This window comes from Luteolibacter sp. (genome assembly GCF_058122085.1).
This window is the reverse complement of record NZ_JBIKBQ010000031.1, coordinates 1-24,662: the sequence shown is the minus strand read 5'-3', so window position 1 is coordinate 24,662 and position 24,662 is coordinate 1. Positions and strand designations below refer to the sequence as shown.

The window sequence follows — 24,662 nt, the reverse complement described above, 5'->3', positions numbered from 1 at the left end:
CGCCACCCACGAAGAAAACCATGTCACTTACGATCAAACCGAAATCCGAATGCGCCTTCGATCAACTGTCGATGGGCGAAGTCATGCTCCGTCTCGATCCCGGCGAAGGCCGCATCCGCACCGCCCGCCATTTCCAGGCTTGGGAAGGCGGCGGCGAATACAACACCTCGCGCGGCCTGCGGAAATGCTTCGGTTACAAGACCGCGGTGGTCACCGCTTTCGTCGATAACGAAATCGGCCACCTGATCGAGGACTTCATCATGCAGGGCGGCGTGGCCACGGATTTCATCCAATGGCGCGAGGACGACGGCATCGGCCGCAAGGTGCGCAACGGCCTCAATTTCACCGAGCGCGGCTTCGGCATCCGCGGCGCGGTTGGGAATCCCGACCGCGGCAACACCGCCGCCTCCCAGCTCAAGCCGGGCGACGTCGATTGGGACCACATCTTCGGCAAACTCGGCGTGCGCTGGTTCCACACCGGCGGCATCTACGCCGCGCTCTCGGAATCCACCGCCGCGCTCACCGTGGAAGCCGTGAAGGCCGCTAACAAACACGGCACCGTCGTTTCCTACGATCTCAACTACCGTCCGTCGCTCTGGAAAACCATCGGCGGCCTGGCGAAAGCGCAGGAAGTGAACCGCGAGATCGCAAAATACGTCGATGTCATGATCGGCAACGAGGAGGATTTCACCGCCTCTCTCGGCTTCGAGGTCGAGGGCGTGGACCACAACATTTCCGCCATCGAGCTGAATGCCTTCAAGGCGATGATCGAAACCGCGGTGAAGACCTTCCCGAACTTCAAGGTCGCCGCCACCACCCTGCGCGGCGTCATTTCCGCGACCGTCAACGACTGGTCCGCGATCCTCTGGCACGACGGGAAATTCCACGAAAGCCGCAAATACCCCGGCTTGGAAATCATGGACCGCGTCGGCGGCGGCGATAGCTTTGCAAGCGGCCTGCAGTTCGGATTCCTCGAGTTCAACGACGCACAGAAAGCCGTCGAATACGGAGCCGCCCACGGCGCGCTGGCCTCGACCACGCCCGGCGACACCTCGATGGTCACCCGCAAGGAAGTCGAAAAGCAAATCGGCGGCGGCGGCGCGCGGGTCGTCCGCTAAACTGGCGGGCGCGATGGGTTGCAGCGGCCTCAGCCGGCTCCGGAGGCTCTGCTGCCGACTGGGACAGTCAGGACGCTCGATGGCGGACGTCCAGGTCCGTCGCCAGGTTAGAGGTTGAATGATGTTGACACTTCAAGGGCGATGTTTTAACGATAACGTTGCTTTATCGAAAAGACACCCATGTCCAATCCCCCCCGAATTCCCAGTAACAAGGCAGCGAGCGCGTGGGTGATCGCCACTGTCGCCGTGTGCGTTCCAGCATGGGATCCGGTGCGGGCCGCGAGCTTCGCCAGCCGGATGGCGGACTCGGAAACTGTGGGGATTGATGCGATTTCACCCATCGGAGAAATCTTCGAGTCAACGACGGGACCGGGCTTCAAGGGCGGCTTCTCCTACGGGCTGGGGGTGGATTCCATTTACGATTCGAACTTCTTTCTCACGGAAGACGACCCCGAGAGCGAGGTCGGCATCAACTTCGCACCGTGGATCAACTATGGGACCGATCCCGAAGGGGGGGGTGACTTTTCCATCCAGGCAAGTTATCGCCCGGTCATTCGAACCTATATGGAAAACCCGGAATACAACGGAGCGGACCACTCCGGCGCGGTCTCGATGAGAATCGCAGGCGCGAAAACGGTGGTTTCGGCACATGTGAATTATGATCAGAATTCGGGAACAGACCAGATCATCGGAGAATTCGTCAACGAATCGCTCTTCAGCGCCGGCATTGATGGCTCCTACCAGATTGCTCCGAGGACGTCTCTTTCCGCGAGCTTGACGGCCGCCATGTTGGATTATGATAACGATTCGATCGAAGGCTCGGAAATCTACACGGCCTACATCGGCGGATACTGGTCTGCCACGGAGCGCTTCAGAGTGGGTCCGGCGATCCGCTACGCCACTGCGAAGTCGGATAATACGGGCGCGCGCGATTCGTGGGAATTCTTGGTGCAGACTCAATACCGGCTGCGAGAAAAAATCCAGCTCGCAGCTTCGCTCGGGGTGGAATACGCGACAAACTCCCGCGACGAGGGGGATGGCTCGATCGGAATGACGGGGAGCCTGGCGGCAAGCTATGCTATCAGTGAAAAGCTCGGATGGGTTGGCTCCATTCGCTATGTCACCGTGCCGTCACCGTCGGATGTGGATTACGTGATCAATAATTTGATGATATCCACAGCCCTGAACCGTCAGCTGCTCAGGGGGTCTGTGGGCCTGGGGCTTGATTTGAATTTTGCGAACTATGAGCAAGTCGGGGCTGCATCGAGCACGCTGGAAGATGACAATAGCATGGGTGTTTTCCTATCCTATAACCGGAAGTTCCTTCTCGATGGCTTGGATTTCCAGTCCAAGATTCTTTATGTGATCAACAACGGCCAGGAGGACTGGTCCCAGGTGCAGGTCTCCATCGGCCTTGGGATCAAATTCTGAGCGTGGCTCAACGCCCCAGCGCTCGAATGGGAAGAGGCTTCCAACGCGCGACCTTGTCAGTTAGGTCCTGTTGATTCGGTCGCTGGCAGCCCTTAAATTCAGGTCATCTCGGTATTTTCAAGGATTCATTTAACGCCGACAATGAAACTTGCTTTGGGTTTCCGTATTTTTCAGGAGGCGCGTTTCGCGGCTGTGACGAATCCAAGGTCCCTGTGATTTTTATCACGATGCCTGGCCACCTGCGCCCAAATGCAGGCTATTTCTCGCTGTGTCATTTTTGTTGAAACCAGTGTTCTCGGGAATTTTTTGGAAATGACATGAAACAAACATTTGTCTCTTGACCGGATCTCTAAAAATTGGTTTTAGTGATATAAGCGTTCAACGACCACGGGCGGTAGCGTCTTCACCCGGAACGATCGAATCCGCCCCCCAAATCAGAACCCGTGATTTGAAATTTTTGTGAAGATATTAATATCAACGGTTGTGCATACCTCTCACGATCTAACACTACGTTCCAGTGACCACTACATTCGAAGCAACTTCTGGTATAGAAACGACATCTGGTACATCACGGTCGAACTCCTTGTCCGGAGTTGATGCTCCGTTTCACAAGGATGGCTCTGCCGCTACTTCAGGCGGATTTTCCGCGGGCCGCAGAACCATCGCAGGAGGGAAGCAAAGCCAGCGGACAACCGCCTCGGCGATACCTGGATGGAAGCGCGTTCTGGATGTCCTTTGCATCGTGCTCAGCCTGCCGTTTGTGGTGCCTTTGGTGGCTGTGATCGCGCTCTGGATCCGTCTGGTTTCCCGCGGCCCCGCCTTGTTCCGCCAGGTGCGGATCGGGTGGGGCGGGAAGCAATTCGTGCTCTATAAGTTCCGCAGCATGAAGATGGACTGCGGCACGAGTTCGCATGAAGCCTATCTAAGGAATCTGGTCGCTTCCAACAGCCCGATGATCAAACTGGATCTTATCTGTGACTCCAGGGTGATCCCCGGCGGTTGCCTCCTGAGGTCTGCGGGTCTTGATGAGTTGCCGCAACTCCTGAATGTGCTCCGGGGTGAAATGAGCTTGGTGGGGCCGCGGCCCTGCCTACCCGAAGAATATCGGTTTTTTTCCGCGAAACAGAGGGCAAGGTTCATGGTGCTTCCCGGTCTTACTGGCATTTGGCAGGTAAATGGCAAGAACCAGACGACATTCCGCGAAATGAACCTCATGGACGTGTATTATGCAAATCATGCTTCGCCTGCCTTGGACATCGGCATCATGATGAGGACTCCGTCCGCTTTGCTGCTCCAGATGTGCCAGGCTTCCCAGCAGAAGAAGGCTCGCAGTCAACGCGCGAGGTTTGAGCCGTCCGCAGGCAACCCACGGCAGGCGGCGTTCCCCAACGGCCCGGCCAGATGAGATGAAATTCCCTCGGTGGCACGGACATTTCATGCAGTCGCGGCATGGGTGGTAGATCCAGGCCGGGGTCACAAGTCAAAATATGATCGAGGGCAATCATGAGGGTCTCCGGGTGGCGTCAGACGTCAGGCTTGGTGAGGGAGTCAGGCTCTTTGGCCTTGTGAACCTGTATGGTTGCGAGATCGGCGATGAAACAAGGATCGGCTGCTTCGTCGAAATTCAAAAAGGCGCGAAAGTTGGCGCGCGGTGCAAGATTTCGAGCCACACCTTTATTTGTGAAGGGGTGACCATCGGGGACGGCGTTTTCGTTGGCCACGGCGTGATGTTTGCCAACGACCGCCGGCCCCGCGCCGTGGCGGAGGACGGCGCGCCTTTATCTGATTCAGGTTGGGAATGTCAGCCGACACTGGTGAAAAATGGCGCGTCGATCGGCTCCGGCGCCACCATCCTGGGCGGACTTGTCATCGGTGAAAACGCGATGGTCGGTGCGGGCAGCGTAGTCACCCGCGACGTCCCTGCGGGCATGACCGTCGTGGGAAATCCCGCCCGCCCCATTCCGCCGCCGAACCCGGAAAATCCATGATGGTTCCCTTTCTCGACATGAAAGCACGCACCGCTCCTCTGCGGGAGGAATACATGCAGGCCATCGGGGAGATCATCGATTCCGGGGCCTTTTCCGGAGGGCCGTTCGTCGAGCGGTTTGAAAACGAATTCGCCGCCTACTGCGGCACGCGGCACGCGATTGGCGTGGGTAGCGGCACGGAGGCTTTGTGGCTGACCTTGCTGGCGCTGGGAATCGGTCCCGGCGACGAAGTGATCACCGTGCCGCTTACCTTCGCCGCCACCGTAGAGGCTATTTGCCTGGCAGGCGCCACGCCGGTTTTCGCCGATATTGACGCGCGGACTTACACGATCAATCCGGCGGCTCTCGAGAGCGTGCGGACTCGCAACACCAAGGCGATTATTCCGGTTCATCTGTTCGGCCAGCCCGCCGACATGGATCCGATTCTTGAATTCGCTCGCAAGCACTGTTTGCGGGTGATCGAAGACGCCGCCCAGGCCCACGGCGCGGAATATAAGGGGCGCAAAGCCGGATTGATCGGCGATGCCGGGTGCTTTAGCTTCTACCCCGGGAAAAACCTGGGCGCGTTCGGCGAGGCAGGTGCCGTCGTCACGGGAAATGACGAGCTCGCGAACCAGATCCGCATGCTCGGAAATCACGGGCAATCTCGCAAGAACGTCCACTCCCTGGTGGGGTGGAACAGCCGGATGGATGGCATTCAAGCGGCGGTGCTTCGCATCAGGCTGCGACATCTTGAGATGGAGAACAGGCTGCGCCGGGACCACGCGCTGCGCTACAACCGTGCCCTGGCGGACCTTCCCGGACTTGTCCTGCCGGCCGTCATGAATGATAGAAATCACGTTTTTCATCTATACGCATTGAGGGCCCGTGACAGGGGGCGCTTGATCGACACGCTCGGGGCGAAGGAAATCGGATGCGGTCTTCATTATCCGGTTCCCGTCCACCTCCAGCCGGCATATCGCCACCTCGGATACCGGCGAGGCGATTTCCCTGTAGCCGAACAAAGCGCGGACGAATTGGTTTCCCTGCCCATGTTTCCGGAGATGACCCAGGATCAAATCGCCTTTGTCACGGCCGCCGTGACGGAGTCCGTCACCTGCTCCCTAGCTGCTGGGATCGCCTGAACCCCCGGTTCCCCCGAATCCATGCAAAAATCCCAACCACAGGCCTCCGCGGAGGCGTTTGGAGTGCAGGATGTCTTGTTTGTGGTGTTCAAACACAAATGGATGATTGTCCTGCTCTCGTTGCTGGGCCTCGGTGCCGCCGCCGCCGTCTATTTGACCAGGACTCCGATCTATCAATCCGAGGCCAAGCTGCTCGTCCGCTATGTGCTGGAAAGAGCGTCGGAGGACACCTTCCAGGATTCCTCACGCCCGAATATCATCGCCGGCGATAGCGTCATCAATACGGAAATCGAAATTCTCACGAGCAAGGATCTCGCTTTGCAGGTCGCCGGGAAAATCGGCGCCGACGTCGTGGTCCCTGATTTTTTGGGAAAGGTCACCCTGTCGCATGCGGCAGGCAGTATTATTGATGACATGCAAGTAGGTCTCGGACAGAGCGGCAACGTTCTTCGCGTCGTGTATGGAAGCCCGGATCCGGAACTATCAAAGAAAGTGCTGAGGGAAATCGTCGAGCGCTATTTCGAAAAGCACCTGGAGATTCACCGCTCGGCCGCCGCGTTTGATCTGGTCGCGAAACAGGCGGAGGAGGTGCGTGAGCGTTTGAAAGAAACCGAGAAGCAGTTGAACAGGCTCAGAACTGATTCGGGAATCTTGTCATTGGCGGACGCGACCAGCGCCCTGCTGTCCCAGCGGGCCAAGACCCAGGAAGACTTGATGAATGCCAAGGCCGAGTTCGCCGAGCGCAAGGCGGGCATCGAATCACTCGGAAAGACCTTCGCCAACGGGGACGAGCTCCCAAAGGGGGGCGAATCCTCCAAGGACACGAGCGACCCGCCGCCAGCACAGGTGATTACCGAATACCGGACGGTTATGGAAATGCTCGGGTTCTTGCAAAAGCGGGACATGGACCTGCACCTCAAATTCAAGCCAGGGAACCCGCTGCTAGCCAACAACCAGCGGCAAATCAGCACCTACGACGGGAAGCGGCGGGACTTGGTTGTTCGATACCCTGGGCTCGCCGCAGAGTCGGAGGTCTTGGAGAAGAATGCCGATAATCCCGCATGGAACCTGATCATGGAAAAGGCGCGCCTCGCGTCTGTCACTGCGAAAATCGCAATGCTCGATACCCATCTTCAGGAAATCACCGAGCAGTTCGGCCGGCAATACGCTATCGGCGCGCAAATCGAGGAGATGGATCGCCGCAAACAGATGGAAGACGCCGAATACCGCTCGCTTGAGGCGAACTTGAAGAACGCCAAAGTCGATCAGACGCTCGACCCTTCGAGGATGCCGAACATCACGGTAGTCCAGCAGCCAACCGAACCGATCCGGACCTATGACAAGAAAGTCCAAAAAATTATTCTCGGGCTGGCTGGCGGAGGAATGGTGATTGGAGTGGGCCTTGCATTCATGATCGAACTGCTCTTCAACCCAAGAATCAAACGGCCCATCGAGATTCAGACCCGCCTTCAGTTGCCCCTTCTGCTGGTGATTCCATACATCCGGGCGAAAAACCGTGGAGGGCTGATGCTTTCCCATGAGTCCGGAAAGCCACGGATCGCACAGGGCGAGAACCCGGAGCTTCCGGCTGCTATCAACCAGGACTCTTTCACATGTGGCGTGAGAAAGGCCAATCACTTCATTTTGCCCTATTCGGAAGCAATCCGCGACCGCGTCGTTTTCAATTTTGAAATCAACAATGTGACCCACAAGCCCAAGCTGGTGGCTGTTACCGGCTTGTCGGAAGGTGCCGGCGCCTCGACCATCGCCGCAGGACTGGCGAAATCATTTTCGGAGATCAAGGGCGCGAAGGTCTTGCTCGTCGACCTGAGTTCATATCACCCGGAAGACAGCCCGTTGCTGGGGGAAGTGCCACGGCATTCGCTCAACGGGGCCTTGCATGTGGCAAATCATTCCAACTTCAGGAAAAGCCCGCAGAAGCTCTATTACGCGAGTGCCATGGCCCGGAGAGATGATAGTGGATTGACGACATTCACGCCCCATCACCTCTATGAGCTCATGCCCGAGCTGCAGGCCAGCGAATTTGACTATATCATCTTTGACATGCCGGCTGTCGACCAGACCAGCCGCACGCTCACCATGGCGGGCCTGATGGATAAGGTGATCTTGGTTCTGGATGCCGAGAATACCAGCCGCGACGCCTTGAAGTGGGGTTACTCCGAGCTGGTCAAGGGAAGGGCGGATGTGTCTTGTGTTTTTAACAAGACGCGAGCGCATGTCCCCGGCTGGGTGATCGGAGGAACATGAAGTCAGGTAAATTGAAGCAGGGGCACGGTCCAAGCGAGCGGACTTCACGTGATATGGCCGCCCTGAAACTTTCGTCAATTCATGATCAGGCTTCGCCATAAGTTGTTGATCCACATGTTCCGGCTGTTCGATCAGCTGGTCCTGATCGCCACGGCCGCAATCATCATCTTCTTCCGCCCTGAAATCGTGATGCAGGGGGGGAGCCACCTCCTCGACGCGACCTTCCACCTTGAAGACGCGATCGGCATGCTCATCCTTACCCTCGGATGGATCGGGATTTTCGACTACTTCATCCGCTACAAGGCGGACCGCCTGGTCGCTCTCAATACCCAGTTGAAAAATCTGGTGAAGGCAACAGGAGCCGCCGCGTTCTGGTTGATGATCATCTGCACCGTCTTCTCGGTCAAAAGCCTCAACATCTTCAATGTTCTGATTTTTTTCGCGGTGGTCACCGCTGTCGGGGTCGTGAGCCGACTGCTTCTGCGCCTGTTGCTGCTAGGTTTCAGGCGTTCGGGTTACAATTACCGCTACCTGCTTGTGATAGGGGCGAGCGAGCGTGCCCTCCAAACGGCCATCAAGATCGATGAGAGGCCGGAACTCGGGTACAAGATTGATGGATTCGTGGCTGAAAATCCAGAGGCTATGGCGGAATGGGAATCGCGGGAGCACGGAACATGGAAAGTGCTCGGTCTTCTCGGAAACCTGCGGGAAATCCTGATTGCGGAGCGGGTTGACGAGATTGTCGTCTGCCTCCCCGTGGACGCGCGCTTCAGTGACATCACGATGATCGTGCAACACGCCCGCGATTTGGGAATCGTGGTTCGTCTCATGCCGGAGATCGCGGACGGAGCCTTGTTAAAGAGCATGCACATCGAGGAATTCGAGGATGAGTATGTCGTGACCTTGTTCAGGGAGCAATTGCTGATGCAGCTGTTGGCAAAGCGGTTGATCGACGCGACGGTCTCACTGGCCGCGTTGGTTGCTCTGTTTCCTTTTCTGGTTCTGGTGACCGTGCTCATCAAGCTGACAAGTTCCGGGCCTGTGTTATTCGCGCAGAACCGCGTGGGGATGAATCAACGCCAGTTCAAGCTCTACAAGTTCCGCTCCATGGTGGTTGACGCCGAGGAGCGCAAATCGGCGCTTCAGCATCTGAACGAGAGGGACGGTCCGGTGTTCAAGATCGAGAAGGACCCCCGCACCACTTGGATCGGCAGGTTTCTCCGCAGGACCAGCATCGACGAGCTGCCCCAGTTGTTCAATGTCCTGTGCGGGGAAATGAGCCTTGTGGGCCCTCGTCCGCCCCTGCCGGAGGAAGTGACGCGCTACGAGTGGCTCTACCGCAAGCGCCTGTCGGTCAAGCCGGGCGTCACCTGCATTTGGCAGGTCAGTGGGCGTGACAACGTCTCCTTCGACCGCTGGATGGAGATGGATCACGAATACGTCGAGAACTGGTCGCTGTGGCTTGATTTGAAAATCCTCTTGGAAACCATCCCCGCCGTTCTGTTCAGCCGGGGAGCATCTTGACTTGGAAACGCGATGTCGGCCTCTCCCCAGAAAGTATTGGCGATTTCTTCCGGCGGAGGACATTGGGTCCAACTGCTCCGCTTGCGGCCCGCCTTCGCGGGCTGTGACGTGACCTACGCGACCGTTAGGGGAGGCTGCCGCGCGGATGTCGGCGATGCCGAATTCCACGTGATCCACGACGCGAACCGCTGGAGTAAGCTCAACTTGGTGCGCTCGGCTCTCGGAATCATCTGTCTCCTCTTGCGGGTCAGGCCGGACATCGTGATCACGACGGGCGCGGCTCCCGGGTATTTCGGAGCGAGATTCGGGAAGTGGATGGGAGCGCGCGTGATTTGGGTGGATAGCGTGGCTAATGCCGGGGGACTTTCGATGTCCGGCGACATGGCCGGTGCGTTTTCCGACCTTTGGCTGACGCAATGGGCGCATTTGGCGCGTGAGAATGGCCCGCGATTTTTAGGAAGCGTTTTATGATACTCGTCACTGTCGGAACAGACCTGCCGTTCGACCGGATGGTTCGGGTGGTGGATGATTGGGCCGGCGAGACCGGTCGGCGGGACGTGTTCGCCCAGATCGGCGAGGGCGGGTGGGAGCCGCGGCACATGCGGTTCGCCCATTTCCTGCCGCCAAAGGAGTTTGCGGAATATTTCACTTCGGCCAGTGTGATTGTTTCGCACGCGGGGATGGGGACGATTCTCACCGCGTTGTATCAAGGGAAGCCGATTTTGGTGATGCCGAAGAAGGCGAGTCTCGGGGAGCACCGCAACGAGCACCAGACTGCCACCGCCCGCCGGATGATGGAGGTTGGCGGCGTGAATGTGGCGTTCGACGAGCAGGAGCTGCGGGCAAAACTCGATCGCCTGGATGATCTGGCAAGCGGGCGGAAGATCGGCGGCTTCGCCAGCGACAGCCTGTTGTCCGGCATCCGTGATTTCATTTTCTCCAGCAAGAGCTGAGCTCTTGAATTCCTGTTACTGTCATGAAAATTCCCGCATGGATCAATGCCATCGCATCGGCGTGCGATCCACGTTCTTACGTTCACTTGTTCCGGTTGATCCATTATTATGGTTACAGCCATGTGCGGCCGCGGCGGCGGCTGCAGGCGGGTGAGGGCACCGGGATCGCGCCGAATGTTTCCTTGCGGAATGGCGAGCGCATCCGAATGGGCCGTGGCTGTCATGTCGGGGAGCGTTGTTTCCTGTGGGCGGGTGATACGACGGGCCGCATTGAGATAGGCGACCATGTGTCACTCGCTCCCGGGGTTTTCATAACGGCTTCAGATTATCAATTCGTGTCCGGGCTTCCGTTTCGGGAGCAGCCCAGACTGGAGCGCGACATCCGGATCGGCAATGACGTGTGGTTGGGCGCCGGGGTGGTGGTCACTGCCGGAGTGACGGTGGGCGACGGCTGCATCGTGGGTGCCGGAGCGGTGGTGACCCGGGATTTGCCGGCCGACTGCATCGCGGCGGGAGTGCCGGCCAGAGTCGTGGGGCAACGTCAGGAAGCCGGTCAAATCGCCAGGGTATGAAATCCAAGGTCGCCATCGTCATCGTGACGTATAATTCCGAGGAGCAGATCGAGGCCTGCCTCACGAGCGTGTTCGCCCAGAGGAGGAGCGTAACGCAGCAAGTCATCGTGGTGGATAACAAGTCGCGGGACGGCACCGTGGCGCTTGTCCGGAATCGTTTCCCGGAAGTGGAACTGGTGCTGCCGGGAGAGAACCTCGGTTTTGCGAAGGGCGTGAACCTCGGGGTGAATCACTCGAATGCGGAATACGTGCTCTTGCTCAATCCCGATACCGTGATCCTCGAAAACGCGGTGGACGTGCTTGTCGAGTTTGCGGGCAAACAGCCGTGCCACGGACTCTACGGCGGGCGGACCCTCAAGCCTGACGGCAGCCTGGAGCCCTCCTCGTGCTGGGGCGCACCCACCCTTTGGAGCATGGCGCTTTTCGCCTTCGGGATCACTACCCTGGCTCCGAGGAATCGCTGGCTCGACCCTGAATCGTTGGGGGGGTGGCAGCGTGACAGCGTGCGTGAGGTCGGGGTTGTCACCGGTTGCTTCCTGCTCGCTTCGTCCGCTGTCTGGCGGGAACTCGGCGGCCTCGACGAGTGCTACTTCATGTATGGAGAGGATGTGGATCTCGCGCTTCGCGCGAGGGCGCTTGGATACCGCCCGGTCATTTGTCCGGACGCCAAGTTGATTCACGAGGTGGGCCGGAGTTCGGAGTCGCCGGTTCACAAGACGATGTTGCTGTATCGCGGCAAGGCATCTTTGGTGAGGCGCCATTGGAAGGGGGGCCCAAGGGCGCTCGGCTTGTTCCTGCTGATGGCAGGCACGGGACTGCGCGCGACAGTGAGTTCGCTCGCTTCCCTGAGTCGCCCGCCGGAAGCGGCCGGGAGGTGGCAAACGCTGTGGAGCAGGCGAGACGAGTGGCTCAAAGGATACCCCGGTCTGGATGACCGCCCGGCATCGAGCGAACTCAGGTGAGTTTTGAACCGCCCATGATCAGCATTGTCATTCCTTCCTATAACAGGAAAGAGCGCGTCCTGGAGTTGCTGCGGGATGTCCGCGCTCAGGAAGGAGCTGACTTTGAAGTGATCGTGGTGGATGACGCGTCAGCCGATGACACCGCTGAGGCGGTGCGACGCGAGTTTCCGCAGGTGTCCCTTCTGGTGAATGATTCCAACGGAGGTCCCTGCGTCGCACGCAACCGGGGAATTCGCGCCGCCCGCGGTGAGTTCGTGGTCGGCTTCGATTGCGATGTCACGGTGCCTGACCATCACCTGCTGGCAAAGGTGAGGCAGGCCTTCGCCGAATCACCGGACGCAAGCGGTTTCGCGCTGCGGATTCTCTCGACCGACGGACGTGCGGATGACGCCCCGCGCTGGTGGCACCCGGTCCCCTGCGCGCGGGGAAGCGATCTCCGCTTCGAGACAGATTATTTCAGCGGCACGGCATACGCCTTCCGACGGGAAGTTTTGATCGAGGCGGGTCTTTATCCCGAGATTCTCTATATGCACTATGAGGAGGTGGCGCTTGCTTTACGGGTCCTGGACGCCGGCGGTTCGATCATTTACCGCCCCGATTTCAAGGTCGTGCACCACGCCGATGAAGTCTCGCGGAGAAGCGAAATCCAAGTGTTTTACAAGCCGCGGAATCAAGTGCTGCTGGCGGTTTCGTGTTTTCCTCTTCCGAAGTGTGTCGCCTTCTTGGCGCCCCGTGTCATTTTCCAATTTCTCAAGGCGCTCAAGGGGGGGCACCTTGCCGAGTTTCATCGCGCGATGAGTGATGCGGTCACGAAGAGCCGCCACTTGATTGCATCCAGAAAGCCTTTGAAAATGAGGACTTTGCGGCGAATTGGGAAACTCCGGAGAGTTCATCCCGCTGAAACCCCTGCCACCGATTGACACTGCGGCGGGTGGCGTCAAAACCGGAATTTTTGAAATTAGATTTGCGGTCGGTCAAATTACCGGGAGGTTTGAATCAATAATTTGAAACTTAAACCATGAACTCGTTGATATATTTTACAAAGCGACTTTTACCTACCATCGCACTCGGTTGCTTGCTGCAGATTCCAGCATCCGCGGCGAGTTCGGTGTCCCATTATGGAATCACGTGGACCTTTTCGTCGGATCGTCCTACTGGGACCTTCGCGAACGGCGAGCCGTGGGTCATCGGACCGGTGACGATCACCAACATCAATCCAAATCCGACCCAGAGTGTGAGCGGGGTGCAACATGGTTCGATGACCAATCCGATCCCGAACACGGCTTTTGGCTTCGACAGCCATCCGTCAATCTCCTCCGCCGTCAGCTACCAAGCGGCAAAGAACGTCGCCCTTTCTTTCCCGATCAACCTGCAGGTGAATGATGTGCTCGTATCGGCCAATTGCCAGGGAGGGGCGTATCCGACCTTTTTGAAGACCGTATGCGCGCTCACGGTTCTAGGTAGCGCGCCCCCGGTTGGCAGCTTTCGCCCCAGCATTTTTGGGGCCGACCGGACGGTGAAATGGAATGTCAGCCAGTTGAATTGGGCGGTGCTCAAGAATTACACGGCGGTCGCATCGACTCCTTCCAAAGCCACGATCGCGGCTCAAGTGCCCCCGCTTCCTTGGTTCGAATGGGCACCAATCTGGTCTGGAAACAGCCTCCAGCCTAAAGACAATACCGCGGATGGTGACAAGCAATATGGCCGCGAGACCGCCGCCAAATTCGGTCAGGTGGGATTATGGCTGAATACCAATCAACCGCTTGCCGACAAGCAGGCCATCGCTATCCAGATGGTGCAGAACGGCCTGGATATCTACGCCTACGTCAAGCACGGGGGCGGATTCTACCATGATGGCGGGCACAAGTGCGGCCGCAAGCTTCCGCTGGTGCTCGCCGCGATGATGCTCAATGACACGGAATTGAAGGCGATGGCCGGTAACCCTGATATTTTCCAGGAAGACACGCAGGTATGGATAGTGACGCAGAGTGATGTCGGTCGCGTGATCTGGGTCGCCCCGCCTGGAGACAGCTGGTATGGACGTGAGTTTTTACAGTACCGGCAGGAAGATGTGGGCATGGGGGAATGGGGAATCAGACATCGCTGGGAGCCTATTCAGGACAACCGAAGCTGGAGCGCCACCTACCGCTCGGTGGTTGGGCCGGCAATGATGGGTCCGTGGCTCGCGGCCTATTTGATGGGCGCGCAGTCGGTTTGGAATCATCCCGCGGCATTTGCCTATATGGAGCGATTCCACACCTTGGCCGGGGACGGTGCGACATTCACTGCGGCAATGTATGCCGCTCACAAGCAAAGCGCCACGATCACCCCTCCGCCCCAATCCGCGGTGAATCCGACTATCACACCTTCAAGCGGCTATTTTGACACGCCTCAATCGGTGACAATCTCCACCACCACGCCTTCCGCGACGATCCGCTACACGCTCAATGGGGTCACGCCTGGTACCTCTGATCCGATCTATGCGGGGCCGATCGCAGTATCATCCACAAAGACGATCAAAGCGGTCGCCTATGCGACTGGCGTCGATCCCAGTGGGGTGACGACCGCGGAGTTGGCCTTTACGGCCGTGCCGCCGATCTTCGGCCCGGCTCCGGGGGGCTATTCCGGCGCACAGTCGGTTACTCTGACGAGCGGCACCTCAGGTGCGACGATCCACTACACCACCGATGGCAGCGACCCGAACACCAGCAGTCCGGTTTACGTGAATCCGGTGTCCGTTACGGCTTCCACCACCATTAAAGCAATCGCGGTCAAGTCCGGCATCGCCTCAAGCTCGATAGCCACCGGGAACTACTTGATCGGTGCGGTTGTGGGCACGCCATCATGGGCTTCGGTCGCGTTCGGGCCCCGGACGGGGGCTTTCACCTACGGATTCGACATGGCCGCCTCGGCTAACAATATCGATGCGGTCGTGGGCCTCGGCGGAGTCACCCCGGTGACTGGCTACGCAGACTTGGCCTGCATCGTCCGTTTCAACAGCAGCGGCAAGATCGATGTCCGCAATGGCGGCGGATATGCCGCCTTGGTTGATATGCCGTATTCTGTCGGTAACGTCTATTCCGTCCGCATGATCGTGGATACCGCGGCAAAAACCTACAGTGTCACCGTGTCGGTCAATGGCGGCGTGGCGGTGCTCATCGCTCAGAACTACGCGTTCCGCCTGGAGCAGGCGTCGCTTGCGAGTTTTAACAATATGGCGCTGATTGCGACGATTGGCAGTCAAGCGGTGTCAAATCACGGACTGGTCGCTGAAACACCGCCGACACCCCAAGGGCTTCGAATTCGCGGACAGTGATTGATGTCAACGGGCCAGCGGTGCGGTTGGGGAGTGCGGGTTAAAGAAGAACCCCGGCTCCCAGCCGGGCAGAGGGCTGCGGACGGATTTGATGTTTTCCTGATCACCCCGCACTCACGAATACGATGGCTAACGAGAACGATAGCCCGCTTCGCGTCCTATACAGTTTCCCGCATAAGATCGGAGCCGGCGGAATCTGTTATGCCGCTTGGCAGCATGTGATGGGCCTTCGCGACGCCGGTGCGGAAGTGACGGTGTTTCCCGGAGTCCTCAACAAGCCGTTTCCATCCGGCATCCGAGTGCGACCGACACTGAGCCGGGGAAAATTAAGGATTCCCTACAAAGTCTTCGGACGCTTGGGGTCATGCAGGATTCACGACCGGATCGTGGCCCGGCGGCTCCGCAAAATAGCGGCCGAGTTTGACATCGTGCATGGATTTGCCCTGGGATCCTTGGAAACCCTCCGCATGGCGAAAAAACTGGGAATTCCGACCGTGTTGGAACGTTGCAATGCCCACACCCGTTTCGCTTTCGAGGTGGTAGAGAAGGAATGTGAGAAGCTCGGGATTGAGATGCCAGCGGGCCATTCCCATGCGTTCAACGCGGAGAACCTGAGGCGTGAGGAAGAGGAATACGACGTGGCCGACTACCTGTTCTGCCCGTCCGAGTTCGTAGCGAAGACCTTCGAGGACCGCGGGTTTTCCCGGGAAAGGTTGGTGAGATTCCAGTATGGTTTTGATACAAGCACCTGCTATCCGCGCGCCGGGCCAGGCGGTGACAAACCCGGATTGACCGTGTTGTTCGCGGCCGGCTGCGCTCCCCGGAAAGGGCTGCACTACGCGCTTGAGGCCTGGTTGAAATCCAGCGCCTGTCACGACGGCAAGCTCCTTGTTGTCGGCGACTTCATCCCGGGATACGCCGAAAAACTCTCAACCCAGCTAGGCCATCCGAGCGTGAGCCTGCTCGGATACCGCAAGGACCTTTCCGATGTCATGCGGGCGAGCGACGTGATGGTTTTGCCAAGCATCGAGGAAGGGAGCGCCTTGGTGACCTACGATGCCAGAGGGGCTGGCAGCGTGCTTTTGGTCTCGGATTCCTCCGGCGCGGTTTGCGAACACGAGAAAAACGCGTTGGTGCATCGGACCGGTGACGTCGCGGCCCTCGCCAGCCATTTTAGCCGGCTCCACGAAGATAGGGCCTTGCTAGCCCGTTTGCGGGCGGCTTCTCTGGAGACTTCGGGCGAGCTGACTTGGGCGTCGGCCGGCCGCAAGATGCTCGATACCTACCGCAAGATCGTCGATCGGCATCGGGCGACGGCCGGCGGGTCTGCGGGAAATCCGCGCCAAGAGACGGTGACTTGAATCACGGACCTTCGGACCGACTCGGCCATTGGCAGCCTTGCCCCTGCCTGCCCCGAATTGCTGCAATGCTCTTCCATGATCGCCCATTCACCAACCACTGCGATTTCGACACGGAGCACTCCGCCCGTGATCCATTTCAACCGGCCGTATGCCGCAGAAAAGTCGTTTGAATATATGCGGCAGGCGATCGCCAACGCCCACACCTGCGGCGACGGACCCTTCACCAAGAAGTGCCATGCGTTCCTCGAAGAGCAATTGGGCATCGCCAAAGCTTTGCTGACGACATCCTGCACGGACGCGCTGGAAATGTGCTCCCTGCTGCTAGGCATCGGCCCCGGAGACGAGATCATCCTTCCCTCCTTCACTTTCGTCTCAACGGTCAATGCTTTCGTTCTTCACGGTGCTATCCCGGTCTTCTGTGATGTCCGCGCGGACACGCTGAATCTCGATGAATCGGCGGTTGAACGCCTGATTGGCTCGAAGACCAAGGCGATCATCCCGGTCCACTACGCCGGAATCGGCTGCGAGATGGACGCCATCATGGAAATCGCAGGGCGTCACGGAGTTGCGGTCGTGGAAGACAATGCGCACGGGCTTTTCGGAAAATACAAGGGCCGCCATCTCGGGACCTTCGGCGCATTGGCGACGCAGAGTTTCCACGAAACCAAGAATTTCAACTGCGGCGAGGGCGGAGCGCTCCTGATCAATGACCGGACCTTTGTGGAACGCGCCGAGATTGTCCGGGAGAAAGGGACTAACCGAAGCCGCTTCTTTCGTGGCCAAGTGGACAAATATACTTGGGTTGACCTCGGATCCAGTTACCTGCCGTCCGACATGCTGGCGGCATATCTGTATGCCCAGTTCGAGACGAGCCGGGAGATCCAGAAAATACGGAGGCGAATCTGGACACACTATCAACTGAGCTTGGAAGCATGGGCGTCCGGGAATGGCGTGCGGCTACCCGTCGTGCCGAAGCACTGCGATCAGGCTTACCACATGTTCTATCTGCTGTTGCCATCCCTCGAGGATCGGCAGGCGTTGATTTCTCATCTGAAAGGCCTGGGAATCACAAGCCCGTTCCACTACCTGCCGCTCCACCTGTCCGACAAGGGCAAGGAATTCGGGGGTAAGGCCGGGGATCTTCCCGTCACCGAAAATGTGAGTGCCCGCCTGCTGCGACTCCCCTTCTACAATGATTTGACAGAGGCCGACCTCGACAGGGTGGTTGCCGGGGTCCTGTCGTTCCGGATCAAGTGATTGGACCATGGGGGTTTCCGGTCGGTTAGACCTTGCTTTCAATAGACAAAGAAGTTGCCGCCATGGAAATCAAGAGTGCGATTCGAGCCTTCGAGGCGGTCTTGGGAGACGCAGTTCTTGGAGTCTCCACCCTTGGGTCACGAAAGGGCGATTACCCTGAAGTCGGCTCCGTTCATGACGATTCATTCTGGTATGAATCCAAGTCCTATTACTTGAACTGGCTTTATTTGCGACCAGCCCGGCTTGAGGCGGAGGATGTGGTGTATGATATCGGCTGTGGCGCGGGACGGCTCCTGTTTGTGGCGGCCTTGTGCGGGGTAAAACGTTGCGTGGGACTTGAGCTTTCCAAGCGCTTGAGTGAACTGGCGCAGACGAATGCTTCCAAAATTCGCTTGCCCCATCCGCCAATCGAGATCCGGCAGGCGGATGCGTCGCAAGAGGACTATTCCGAAGGGACGGTATTCTTGATGTGCAACCCGTTCGGCGCACAAACATTGGAGTCGGTTTTGGACCAGATTCGAAGCAGTCTCATGACAAATGCCCGACGGATCAGAATGGTCTATATTCATCCAGAGAATGATCACCGGAAGACGTTCGCCAAATGCGATTGGCTTGAACAAACGGGGGAACAGACCTTTCCGGGCGCACGAGGCATCCCCGCCATGTATTTCCAGGCGGGACCCGAGGCGGGGAACTGAAGCCGCCAATGCTTGGGTGGGGCTCCAAATCAAACGAGATGAATCCGTTAGCCCTGGGCTTCTTCATGATCTGCGCCACGGCTTTGCTCGCGGTGCCGCGCAAATGGGCACCGGTGCCGCTTCTGCTTGGCTGCACCTACATGACGCTTGGGCAGGGAATCGAGCTGGGGCCCCTGTCGCTGCCGATTTACCGAATGCTGCTTCTCGTCGGCGTCATCCGGGTGATCACGAAGGGCGAGTCGCTTCCGGGTGGCTTCAATCTCATTGATAAACTCATGATCGCATGGGGCGTCTGGGTGGTGTTCGCGAGTTTTTTCCACGACCCGGAGCGGGCCGGTCCGATCTATGCCTGTGGCTTGGTTTTCAATCAAACTCTGATCTACTTCCTGATACGGATCTGGTGTGCTGATTTGGAAGAAGTCAGCGACGTGATCCGGATCGTGGCGCTGCTGATGGTGCCGATCGCGATCGAGATGACGATCGAAAAGGTCACCGGCAGGAACAGTTTCGCGGTTTTCGGCGGGGTGCCGGACTACGTCATGATTCGCGAGGGGAAACTGCGGGCCCAGGGGCCTTTCCGCCACCCGATCCTGGCCGGCACCGTGGGCGCGACCTGCATCCCGCTTTTCGTAGGAATCCTCAAGCGCCATCGAATCGAGGCCATGGCTGGCATTGGTGCGGGTGTCGTCATCGTTTTCACCTCGGCTTCCAGCGGTCCCGTGATGAGTCTGCTCGCCGGTGCGGGAGCCTTGGTCCTGTGGCGATTCAAGGATCATCTCAAGGCGTTGCGCGGTGGCGCGGTGGCGCTCTATGTGGGACTGATGTTTGTGATGGCTAAGCCGCCGTATTACCTGATGTCCCGGATCGATATCTCGGGCGGCAGCACGGGTTGGCACCGGGCATTCCTGATTGAACAGACTTTCAACCACCTGTCCGAGTGGTGGCTTTTCGGAACCGACGAGACCCGACACTGGATGCCGAACCAAGGCATCGCAGGAGATCCCCATCACACCGATATCACCAATTACTACATTGGTTACGGCGTGACGGCCGGATTGCCAGCGATGCTAATAGTAATCTGGATGCTGCTTGTCGCCTTCCGCTGGGTCGGCCAGATCCACGACGAGCGGCTCGCGGAGCAGCCGAGCCAAAGCTTCATGATCTGGTGTTTCGGCGCTTGCCTGTTTTCGCACGCCGTAACCAGCATTTCAGTGGCCTACTTTGACCAATCAATGCTTTATTTTTGGATGAGTGTGGCAGTGATCAGCTCGATTTACTCAATCGTGTATTTGAATCAGGAATACGGGGAATTCGGCACGGGGCCTTCGGAATTGGACGATAAAAACAACGCCGGAGCCCTCGCCAATTCCGCCGCGATCACCCAGGCCAACGCCGAGTGGCGCCGAGTGGCGCCGCAAGGAGCGGCAAACTGCGGCTTGTGACCCGCTCGGCCCGTCCGGCGATCCCCGCTGATCTGCGAATCGCCCGCTCGACACGGCTGGTTTTCCGCGGTTGGCGAAACTTTTCGACCCTGGAAAATATCATCCGGCACCCCGGACATCATTATCACCTCCCCAATTCCCGATGACCGCTCCTCCCTTGGTATCAGTTATTATCCCAACATATAACCGGGCGGATGCCGTCCGACGGTCGATCGACAGTGTGCTTGAGCAAACGTATTGTCCCATCGAGGTCATTGTGGTCGATGACGGTTCCACTGACGCGACGCGGGACGTATTGCAGGAGTATGGCGACCGCATCCTTTCTATCCATCAGGATAACGGCGGGCCATCGGTCGCCCGGAATACCGGGGTTGGTCTGGCGAGCGGCGAGTTCATAGCGTTCCTCGACTCGGACGATACTTGGAAGCCGGCAAAAATCGCCTGGCAGGTCCGTTTGATGCTCGCTGGCGGCGAAAAATTGCCTTGCTGCATCTGCAATGCCTTTCTGACCGGTGGCGACGGTAGCGATACAACTTCGTTCGAGCTCTCCGGCGTGATGAGCGATTTGCAGGAAGGCTTTTGGATGAATCCGGCGCCAGTTATCGCAACTCGTTTCATCCTGTTTAATCAGGTCGCCATCATCCGACGCGACGCTTTCGAAAAGGTCGGTGGTTTCAAGCCGGAAATGCGGCTGCTCGAAGACCACGACCTCGCCTTCCGCCTTTCTATGTTAGGACCGTGGGCCTTCATTGCGGAGCCACTCGTGGAAAAACATAACGAAACCTGTGGGATAGGTGTCCTTGCGATGCTAGATCCGCTGGTTCACTCGCGGGCTTGGCAGGGAGTGCTCGAGGGCTTTCTCCGCGGGCCGATTTGCGCCGACCCAAAGGTTGGCTCGTTGGTGCGCCGCGCCTTGGCCGACGTGAAAGTGGAGGTTCGCGCCGTGGAAATGTTGGGCGACTCCGGTTTTCTGGGTCGTCTTGGCGCCAGAATATGGATGTTTTGGATGCGAAAGCATCACGCACTACGGCGGAGAATGCCCGGGTGGCCGCGCGTCCAAGCTTTCGATTCGCTGCCCTCGGGTTCCCTGTCATTGGACGCGTCCTCTCCTATCCCCCATATAACGCCGCAGCGGCAACAGAATTAGGGAGCGAGCCGACAAGTCTAGCCCATGCAGCTCGTTATTATTCAAGTATGTCACGCATTCCTACAGTAAGTATCGTCATTCCCGTATTCAATGGTGAAAACTACCTGCGCGAGGCGATTACCTCGATACTTCTCCAATCATACCGAGACTTTGAATTGGTAATCAGCGACAATGCTTCAACCGATGCGACCGAAAGCATTTGTCGGAAATTTTGTCTTCAGGACCCGCGCATCCGTTACATTCGTCAATCTGCAAACATCGGTGCCGCTCGAAACTTTAACATTCTGGTTGCCGAGGCAAGAGGGCGGTATTTCAAATGGATGGCGCACGACGATGTCATCGCTCCTTCTTACATGGCCGTTTGCGTCGACGCTCTTGATCGGGATGCCACCGCTGTCCTCGCCTCCACGAGGATTCGCTATATTGACGCCTCGGGAAACCAGCATGAAGAGTATGCTTCACCCTTTCGTATCGGAGATCCAAATCCCGCCGTCCGGTTTTCCGAAATGATGCGGGGAGGGGGGCGTTGCTATGAGATATTCGGGCTGATCCGCAGAAGCGAACTGCTTCAAACCGGCATGATCGGTTGCTACTACCACGGAGACGGCGTGCTGTTGGCGCATCTCTCCCTCCTGGGACGTTTCATAGAGCTTCAGGACCTGCTTCTGTATTCAAGGCGTCATGATAAGCAGTCGATGTATGTTTTCGGAGTTGCATATCGTGAGGCAGTCCCCGATTTCGAAGCATATGCGGCTTGGTTTGATCCTCGAAACCATGTCGGGGTCTCCTGCTCCTTTAGCAAGATGCTGGCCGACTATTGCTGGATGGTTCGAGTTTCTCCGCTTTCTTTCGCGACCCGTGCGTCATGCGCTAGAGTCATAGCGGTTTGGCTATGGAAGCGGTGGCGGTTTATTGCTGGAGAATGGAAACGGACGCTGCTCAATGCAATCGGAGCGGATTTGAAGTCCAGATCACGGATCAAAGAGGATGCGTAAATAGGGCTGGATGTATTTACCATGATGGTTTCCGATAGAAAATAGAGAGTCACGAAGGAAGCAGAACAACTCCATTCATGATAGATAGAGTGAACACCGGTTTCAGTGAGGCATTACGCGTTAAAATTGAGTCAAATCGAGAGATATTGAACAACATCCAAATTGTATGAGAATAACCACACGAAAATCTGACGATAAGCGGATATGTTTCGATTTTTCCGAGATGCTTGGATTGAAATCCGACTTGTCGGTGGCGCTTGCACTTTGGTCATTCGCATGCGGGATTTTGCATGCTGACAATGGCGCGGGACCAAACATCAACGTCTGGCGGGGCACAACTCAAAGCTTCGGCGATCTGGGCGTGCCGCAGCGGTGGGTGAATCTTTTAGGAACCGTTTCAGACCCTGATGGACTGGCCTCACTGACTTATTCGTTGAATGGCGGCCAGTTTCGCAGTCTCTCCATAGGGCCGGATACGCGGCGTCTGGCGCGCCCGGGCGACTTCAATGCCGAGTTGGATGTAACCAATCTCAATCAAGGCAACAATAGCGTTGTGCTCAACGCGCAGGACCAACTTGGCGATACCAGCACGACGACGGTGACGATTCATTTTGGCAACAATTCCCCATGGCCGCTGTCATATTCGATTGATTGGGGAGCCGTTACGAATCTGCAGGATGTGGTGCAGGAAGTTGACGGGGAATGGGGCTTCTCTTCGGCGGGTGTCAGACCACTTCACATGGGCTACGACCGCATTCTTGCGATCGGGGATATGGGCTGGACGGACTATGAAATCACCGTCCCTGTCACGGTCCACGCCATTGATCCGGCGAGTTTTTCATCTCCTACCAGTGTTGGTCCCGGCCTCGGTTTGGTCATGCGTTGGCGGGGACATAGTGACTGGGGCGGCCAGCTTGGAGGCCCATGGCAACCGGTGATTGGCTGGCGGCCCCAAGGGGCAACTTGGTGGAATGAGTATTTTATCAATGGCTCGGGCCGGCTTTCGCTGGGTGGTGAAAATGGACTCCATCTGTTGGACCCAACATACAAGCAATTAAGCTTTGACGTCACTTATATGACCAGGACTAGGGTGCAATCCCTTCCGTCCGGAAATGGGGGCGGTCGCTATCGGTTCAAAATTTGGGAGAGCGGCACTCCGGAGCCAATTTCCTGGCTGCTGGAGGGACAGGAAGATGCCGATGATCTTTCGAGTGGATCGCTCCTGCTCGTCGCGCACGAAGTCGATGCGACGTTCGGCAATGTCACCATTGTTCCTCCCTCCCAGTTCGTGCATGGAATCAAGAGCTCGGTATTGGGGAGTGGATCCGTCACTCTCAGTCCTGATATGGCTATCTATCCGAATGGAACGATCGTGACCGCGAAGGCACAACCTGTGAGTGGCCATACGTTTTCCGGATGGAGCGGGGATCTTGGTGGATCCGACAGTTCAGCCACATTTGTGATGGATGGAGACAAAATGATCACCGCGTCTTTCAGCCCCCTTTCGGGCGGCGACACCACCGGGACTGATGAATTCAACTCGCCATTGCTGGATACCGGCCTCTGGACCTTCGTCAATCCTCTGGGTGACGGGACTCTGGCCATGACCGGCTCACAGCTCTCGCTTTCCTTGCCCGCCGACACGGATCATGACACATGGTGGCCCGGTGGATACAATGTGGCCAGGGTAACACAGAGGGTGGTCGATGAGGATTTTGTGATCGGGACCAAGTTTGACTCGGATTTAACAAGTCGCTACCAGATGCAGGGCATCATCATCGAGGGTGACGGTGACAGGCTGCTGCGCGTTGAATTTCATCACGACGGCAGGGCGACTAAGCTCTTTGTTGCCAGTTTCGAGAATACGGTTCCGACCGTGCATATTTTCAAGGGCATTACGGCTACAACCAAGTATATGCGGGTTGCCCGCACGGGCGACTCCTGGGTGATCGCTCATTCCTCAGACGGCGCTGGCTGGATCCCTGAGGATCCATTCTCCCTGAACATGCTCGTTCATGCCGCAGGTCTCTACGTGGGCAACCACACTGCAGCCCACACTGCGCTCATCGATTACTTTCACATCTCCACAAGTCGGCAGCCAAACCAGGCACCGGTCTTCGCCGCCGATCCGATCGCCGGAGCCGGCGCGACCGAGGACGCCGCCTATGTCGGCACTGTCGCGGGTTCTGCGACGGACGTCGACGCGGGCGACGCGCAGAGCTACAGCCTGCTATCCGGCCCGTCATGGCTGGGTGTGGCGGGCGACGGCACACTGTCCGGCACGCCGGCTAACAGCCACGTCGGCCCGAACAGCTTCACCATCCGGGTGAGCGACCTTGCCGGCAATTATGACGACGCGACGCTCGAAATCACGGTGGCCAACGCCAACGACGATCCGGTCTTCACCGCCGATCCGATCGCCGGAGCCGGCGCGACCGAGGACTCCGCCTACGTCGGCACGGTCGCCGGTTCCGCCAGCGACGTCGACGCGGGCGACACGCTGAGC

The 24,662-nt window shown here is 57.9% G+C and carries 20 protein-coding genes; all 20 read left to right on the top strand.

Going from position 1 to position 24,662, the window contains the following annotated elements:
* Window positions 1-20 precede the first annotated feature (20 nt).
* Complete coding sequence (locus tag AC4DF4_RS06490; RefSeq protein WP_490047298.1) at window positions 21-1,118, top strand: PfkB family carbohydrate kinase; 1,098 nt, start codon at window positions 21-23, stop codon at window positions 1,116-1,118.
* A gap of 180 nt (window positions 1,119-1,298) precedes the next feature.
* The gene (locus AC4DF4_RS06485) at window positions 1,299-2,549 is read left to right on the top strand and encodes a hypothetical protein (protein WP_490047297.1); all 1,251 of its coding nucleotides are present in this window, start codon (window positions 1,299-1,301) and stop codon (window positions 2,547-2,549) included.
* Between the two features lie 583 nt (window positions 2,550-3,132).
* A complete protein-coding gene (locus AC4DF4_RS06480) occupies window positions 3,133-3,954 on the top strand; it encodes a sugar transferase (RefSeq protein WP_490047296.1) in 822 nt (273 codons plus the stop codon).
* Between the two features lie 82 nt (window positions 3,955-4,036).
* Window positions 4,037-4,537 carry an acyltransferase gene (locus tag AC4DF4_RS06475; RefSeq protein WP_490047295.1) on the top strand — a complete coding sequence of 167 codons (501 nt, stop codon included), beginning with the start codon at window positions 4,037-4,039 and terminating at the stop codon, window positions 4,535-4,537.
* Window positions 4,537-5,661 carry a DegT/DnrJ/EryC1/StrS family aminotransferase gene (locus AC4DF4_RS06470; protein WP_490047307.1) on the top strand — a complete coding sequence of 375 codons (1,125 nt, stop codon included), beginning with the start codon at window positions 4,537-4,539 and terminating at the stop codon, window positions 5,659-5,661. Before AC4DF4_RS06475 ends, AC4DF4_RS06470 begins: the two co-directional genes overlap by 1 nt.
* Before the next feature lie 21 nt (window positions 5,662-5,682).
* Window positions 5,683-7,929 (top strand): GumC family protein, encoded by a 2,247-nt coding sequence (locus AC4DF4_RS06465; RefSeq protein ID WP_490047294.1) that lies wholly within the window; start codon window positions 5,683-5,685, stop codon window positions 7,927-7,929.
* Between the two features lie 81 nt (window positions 7,930-8,010).
* Window positions 8,011-9,453 (top strand): sugar transferase, encoded by a 1,443-nt coding sequence (locus AC4DF4_RS06460; RefSeq protein WP_490047293.1) that lies wholly within the window; start codon window positions 8,011-8,013, stop codon window positions 9,451-9,453.
* Between the two features lie 12 nt (window positions 9,454-9,465).
* Window positions 9,466-9,924 (top strand): UDP-N-acetylglucosamine--LPS N-acetylglucosamine transferase, encoded by a 459-nt coding sequence (locus AC4DF4_RS06455; protein ID WP_490047292.1) that lies wholly within the window; start codon window positions 9,466-9,468, stop codon window positions 9,922-9,924.
* A complete protein-coding gene (locus AC4DF4_RS06450; RefSeq protein ID WP_490047291.1) occupies window positions 9,921-10,406 on the top strand; it encodes a glycosyltransferase in 486 nt (161 codons plus the stop codon). The genes AC4DF4_RS06455 and AC4DF4_RS06450 overlap by 4 nt, the downstream gene beginning before the upstream one ends.
* 23 nt (window positions 10,407-10,429) lie before the next feature.
* The gene (locus AC4DF4_RS06445) at window positions 10,430-10,978 is read left to right on the top strand and encodes an acyltransferase (RefSeq protein ID WP_490047290.1); all 549 of its coding nucleotides are present in this window, start codon (window positions 10,430-10,432) and stop codon (window positions 10,976-10,978) included.
* Entirely contained in the window at window positions 10,975-11,940 is a 966-nt protein-coding gene (locus AC4DF4_RS06440; RefSeq protein ID WP_490047289.1) for a glycosyltransferase family 2 protein, read from the top strand. Before AC4DF4_RS06445 ends, AC4DF4_RS06440 begins: the two co-directional genes overlap by 4 nt.
* 14 nt (window positions 11,941-11,954) lie before the next feature.
* Window positions 11,955-12,860, top strand: coding sequence for a glycosyltransferase family 2 protein (locus AC4DF4_RS06435; protein ID WP_490047288.1), 906 nt, complete (start codon window positions 11,955-11,957; stop codon window positions 12,858-12,860).
* 275 nt (window positions 12,861-13,135) lie between these two features.
* The gene (locus AC4DF4_RS06430; RefSeq protein WP_490047287.1) at window positions 13,136-15,256 is read left to right on the top strand and encodes a chitobiase/beta-hexosaminidase C-terminal domain-containing protein; all 2,121 of its coding nucleotides are present in this window, start codon (window positions 13,136-13,138) and stop codon (window positions 15,254-15,256) included.
* Window positions 15,257-15,381: 125 nt separating this feature from the next.
* Window positions 15,382-16,617, top strand: a complete 1,236-nt coding sequence (locus tag AC4DF4_RS06425) for a glycosyltransferase family 4 protein (RefSeq protein WP_490047286.1) — start codon at window positions 15,382-15,384, stop codon at window positions 16,615-16,617.
* Window positions 16,618-16,743: 126 nt separating this feature from the next.
* Entirely contained in the window at window positions 16,744-17,874 is a 1,131-nt protein-coding gene (rffA, locus tag AC4DF4_RS06420; protein WP_490047285.1) for a dTDP-4-amino-4,6-dideoxygalactose transaminase, read from the top strand.
* Between the two features lie 32 nt (window positions 17,875-17,906).
* Entirely contained in the window at window positions 17,907-18,572 is a 666-nt protein-coding gene (locus AC4DF4_RS06415) for a methyltransferase domain-containing protein (RefSeq protein ID WP_490047284.1), read from the top strand.
* Window positions 18,573-18,610: 38 nt separating this feature from the next.
* Window positions 18,611-20,014, top strand: coding sequence for an O-antigen ligase family protein (locus AC4DF4_RS06410; protein ID WP_490047283.1), 1,404 nt, complete (start codon window positions 18,611-18,613; stop codon window positions 20,012-20,014).
* A 142-nt stretch (window positions 20,015-20,156) separates the two neighbouring features.
* Entirely contained in the window at window positions 20,157-21,161 is a 1,005-nt protein-coding gene (locus AC4DF4_RS06405; protein WP_490047282.1) for a glycosyltransferase family 2 protein, read from the top strand.
* 47 nt (window positions 21,162-21,208) lie between these two features.
* On the top strand, window positions 21,209-22,156 hold the full coding sequence (locus AC4DF4_RS06400; protein WP_490047281.1) for a glycosyltransferase family 2 protein: 948 nt from the start codon (window positions 21,209-21,211) through the stop codon (window positions 22,154-22,156).
* A 166-nt stretch (window positions 22,157-22,322) separates the two neighbouring features.
* The coding region (locus tag AC4DF4_RS06395) for an InlB B-repeat-containing protein (RefSeq protein ID WP_490047280.1) at window positions 22,323-24,662 on the top strand (2,340 nt) is incomplete at its 3' end.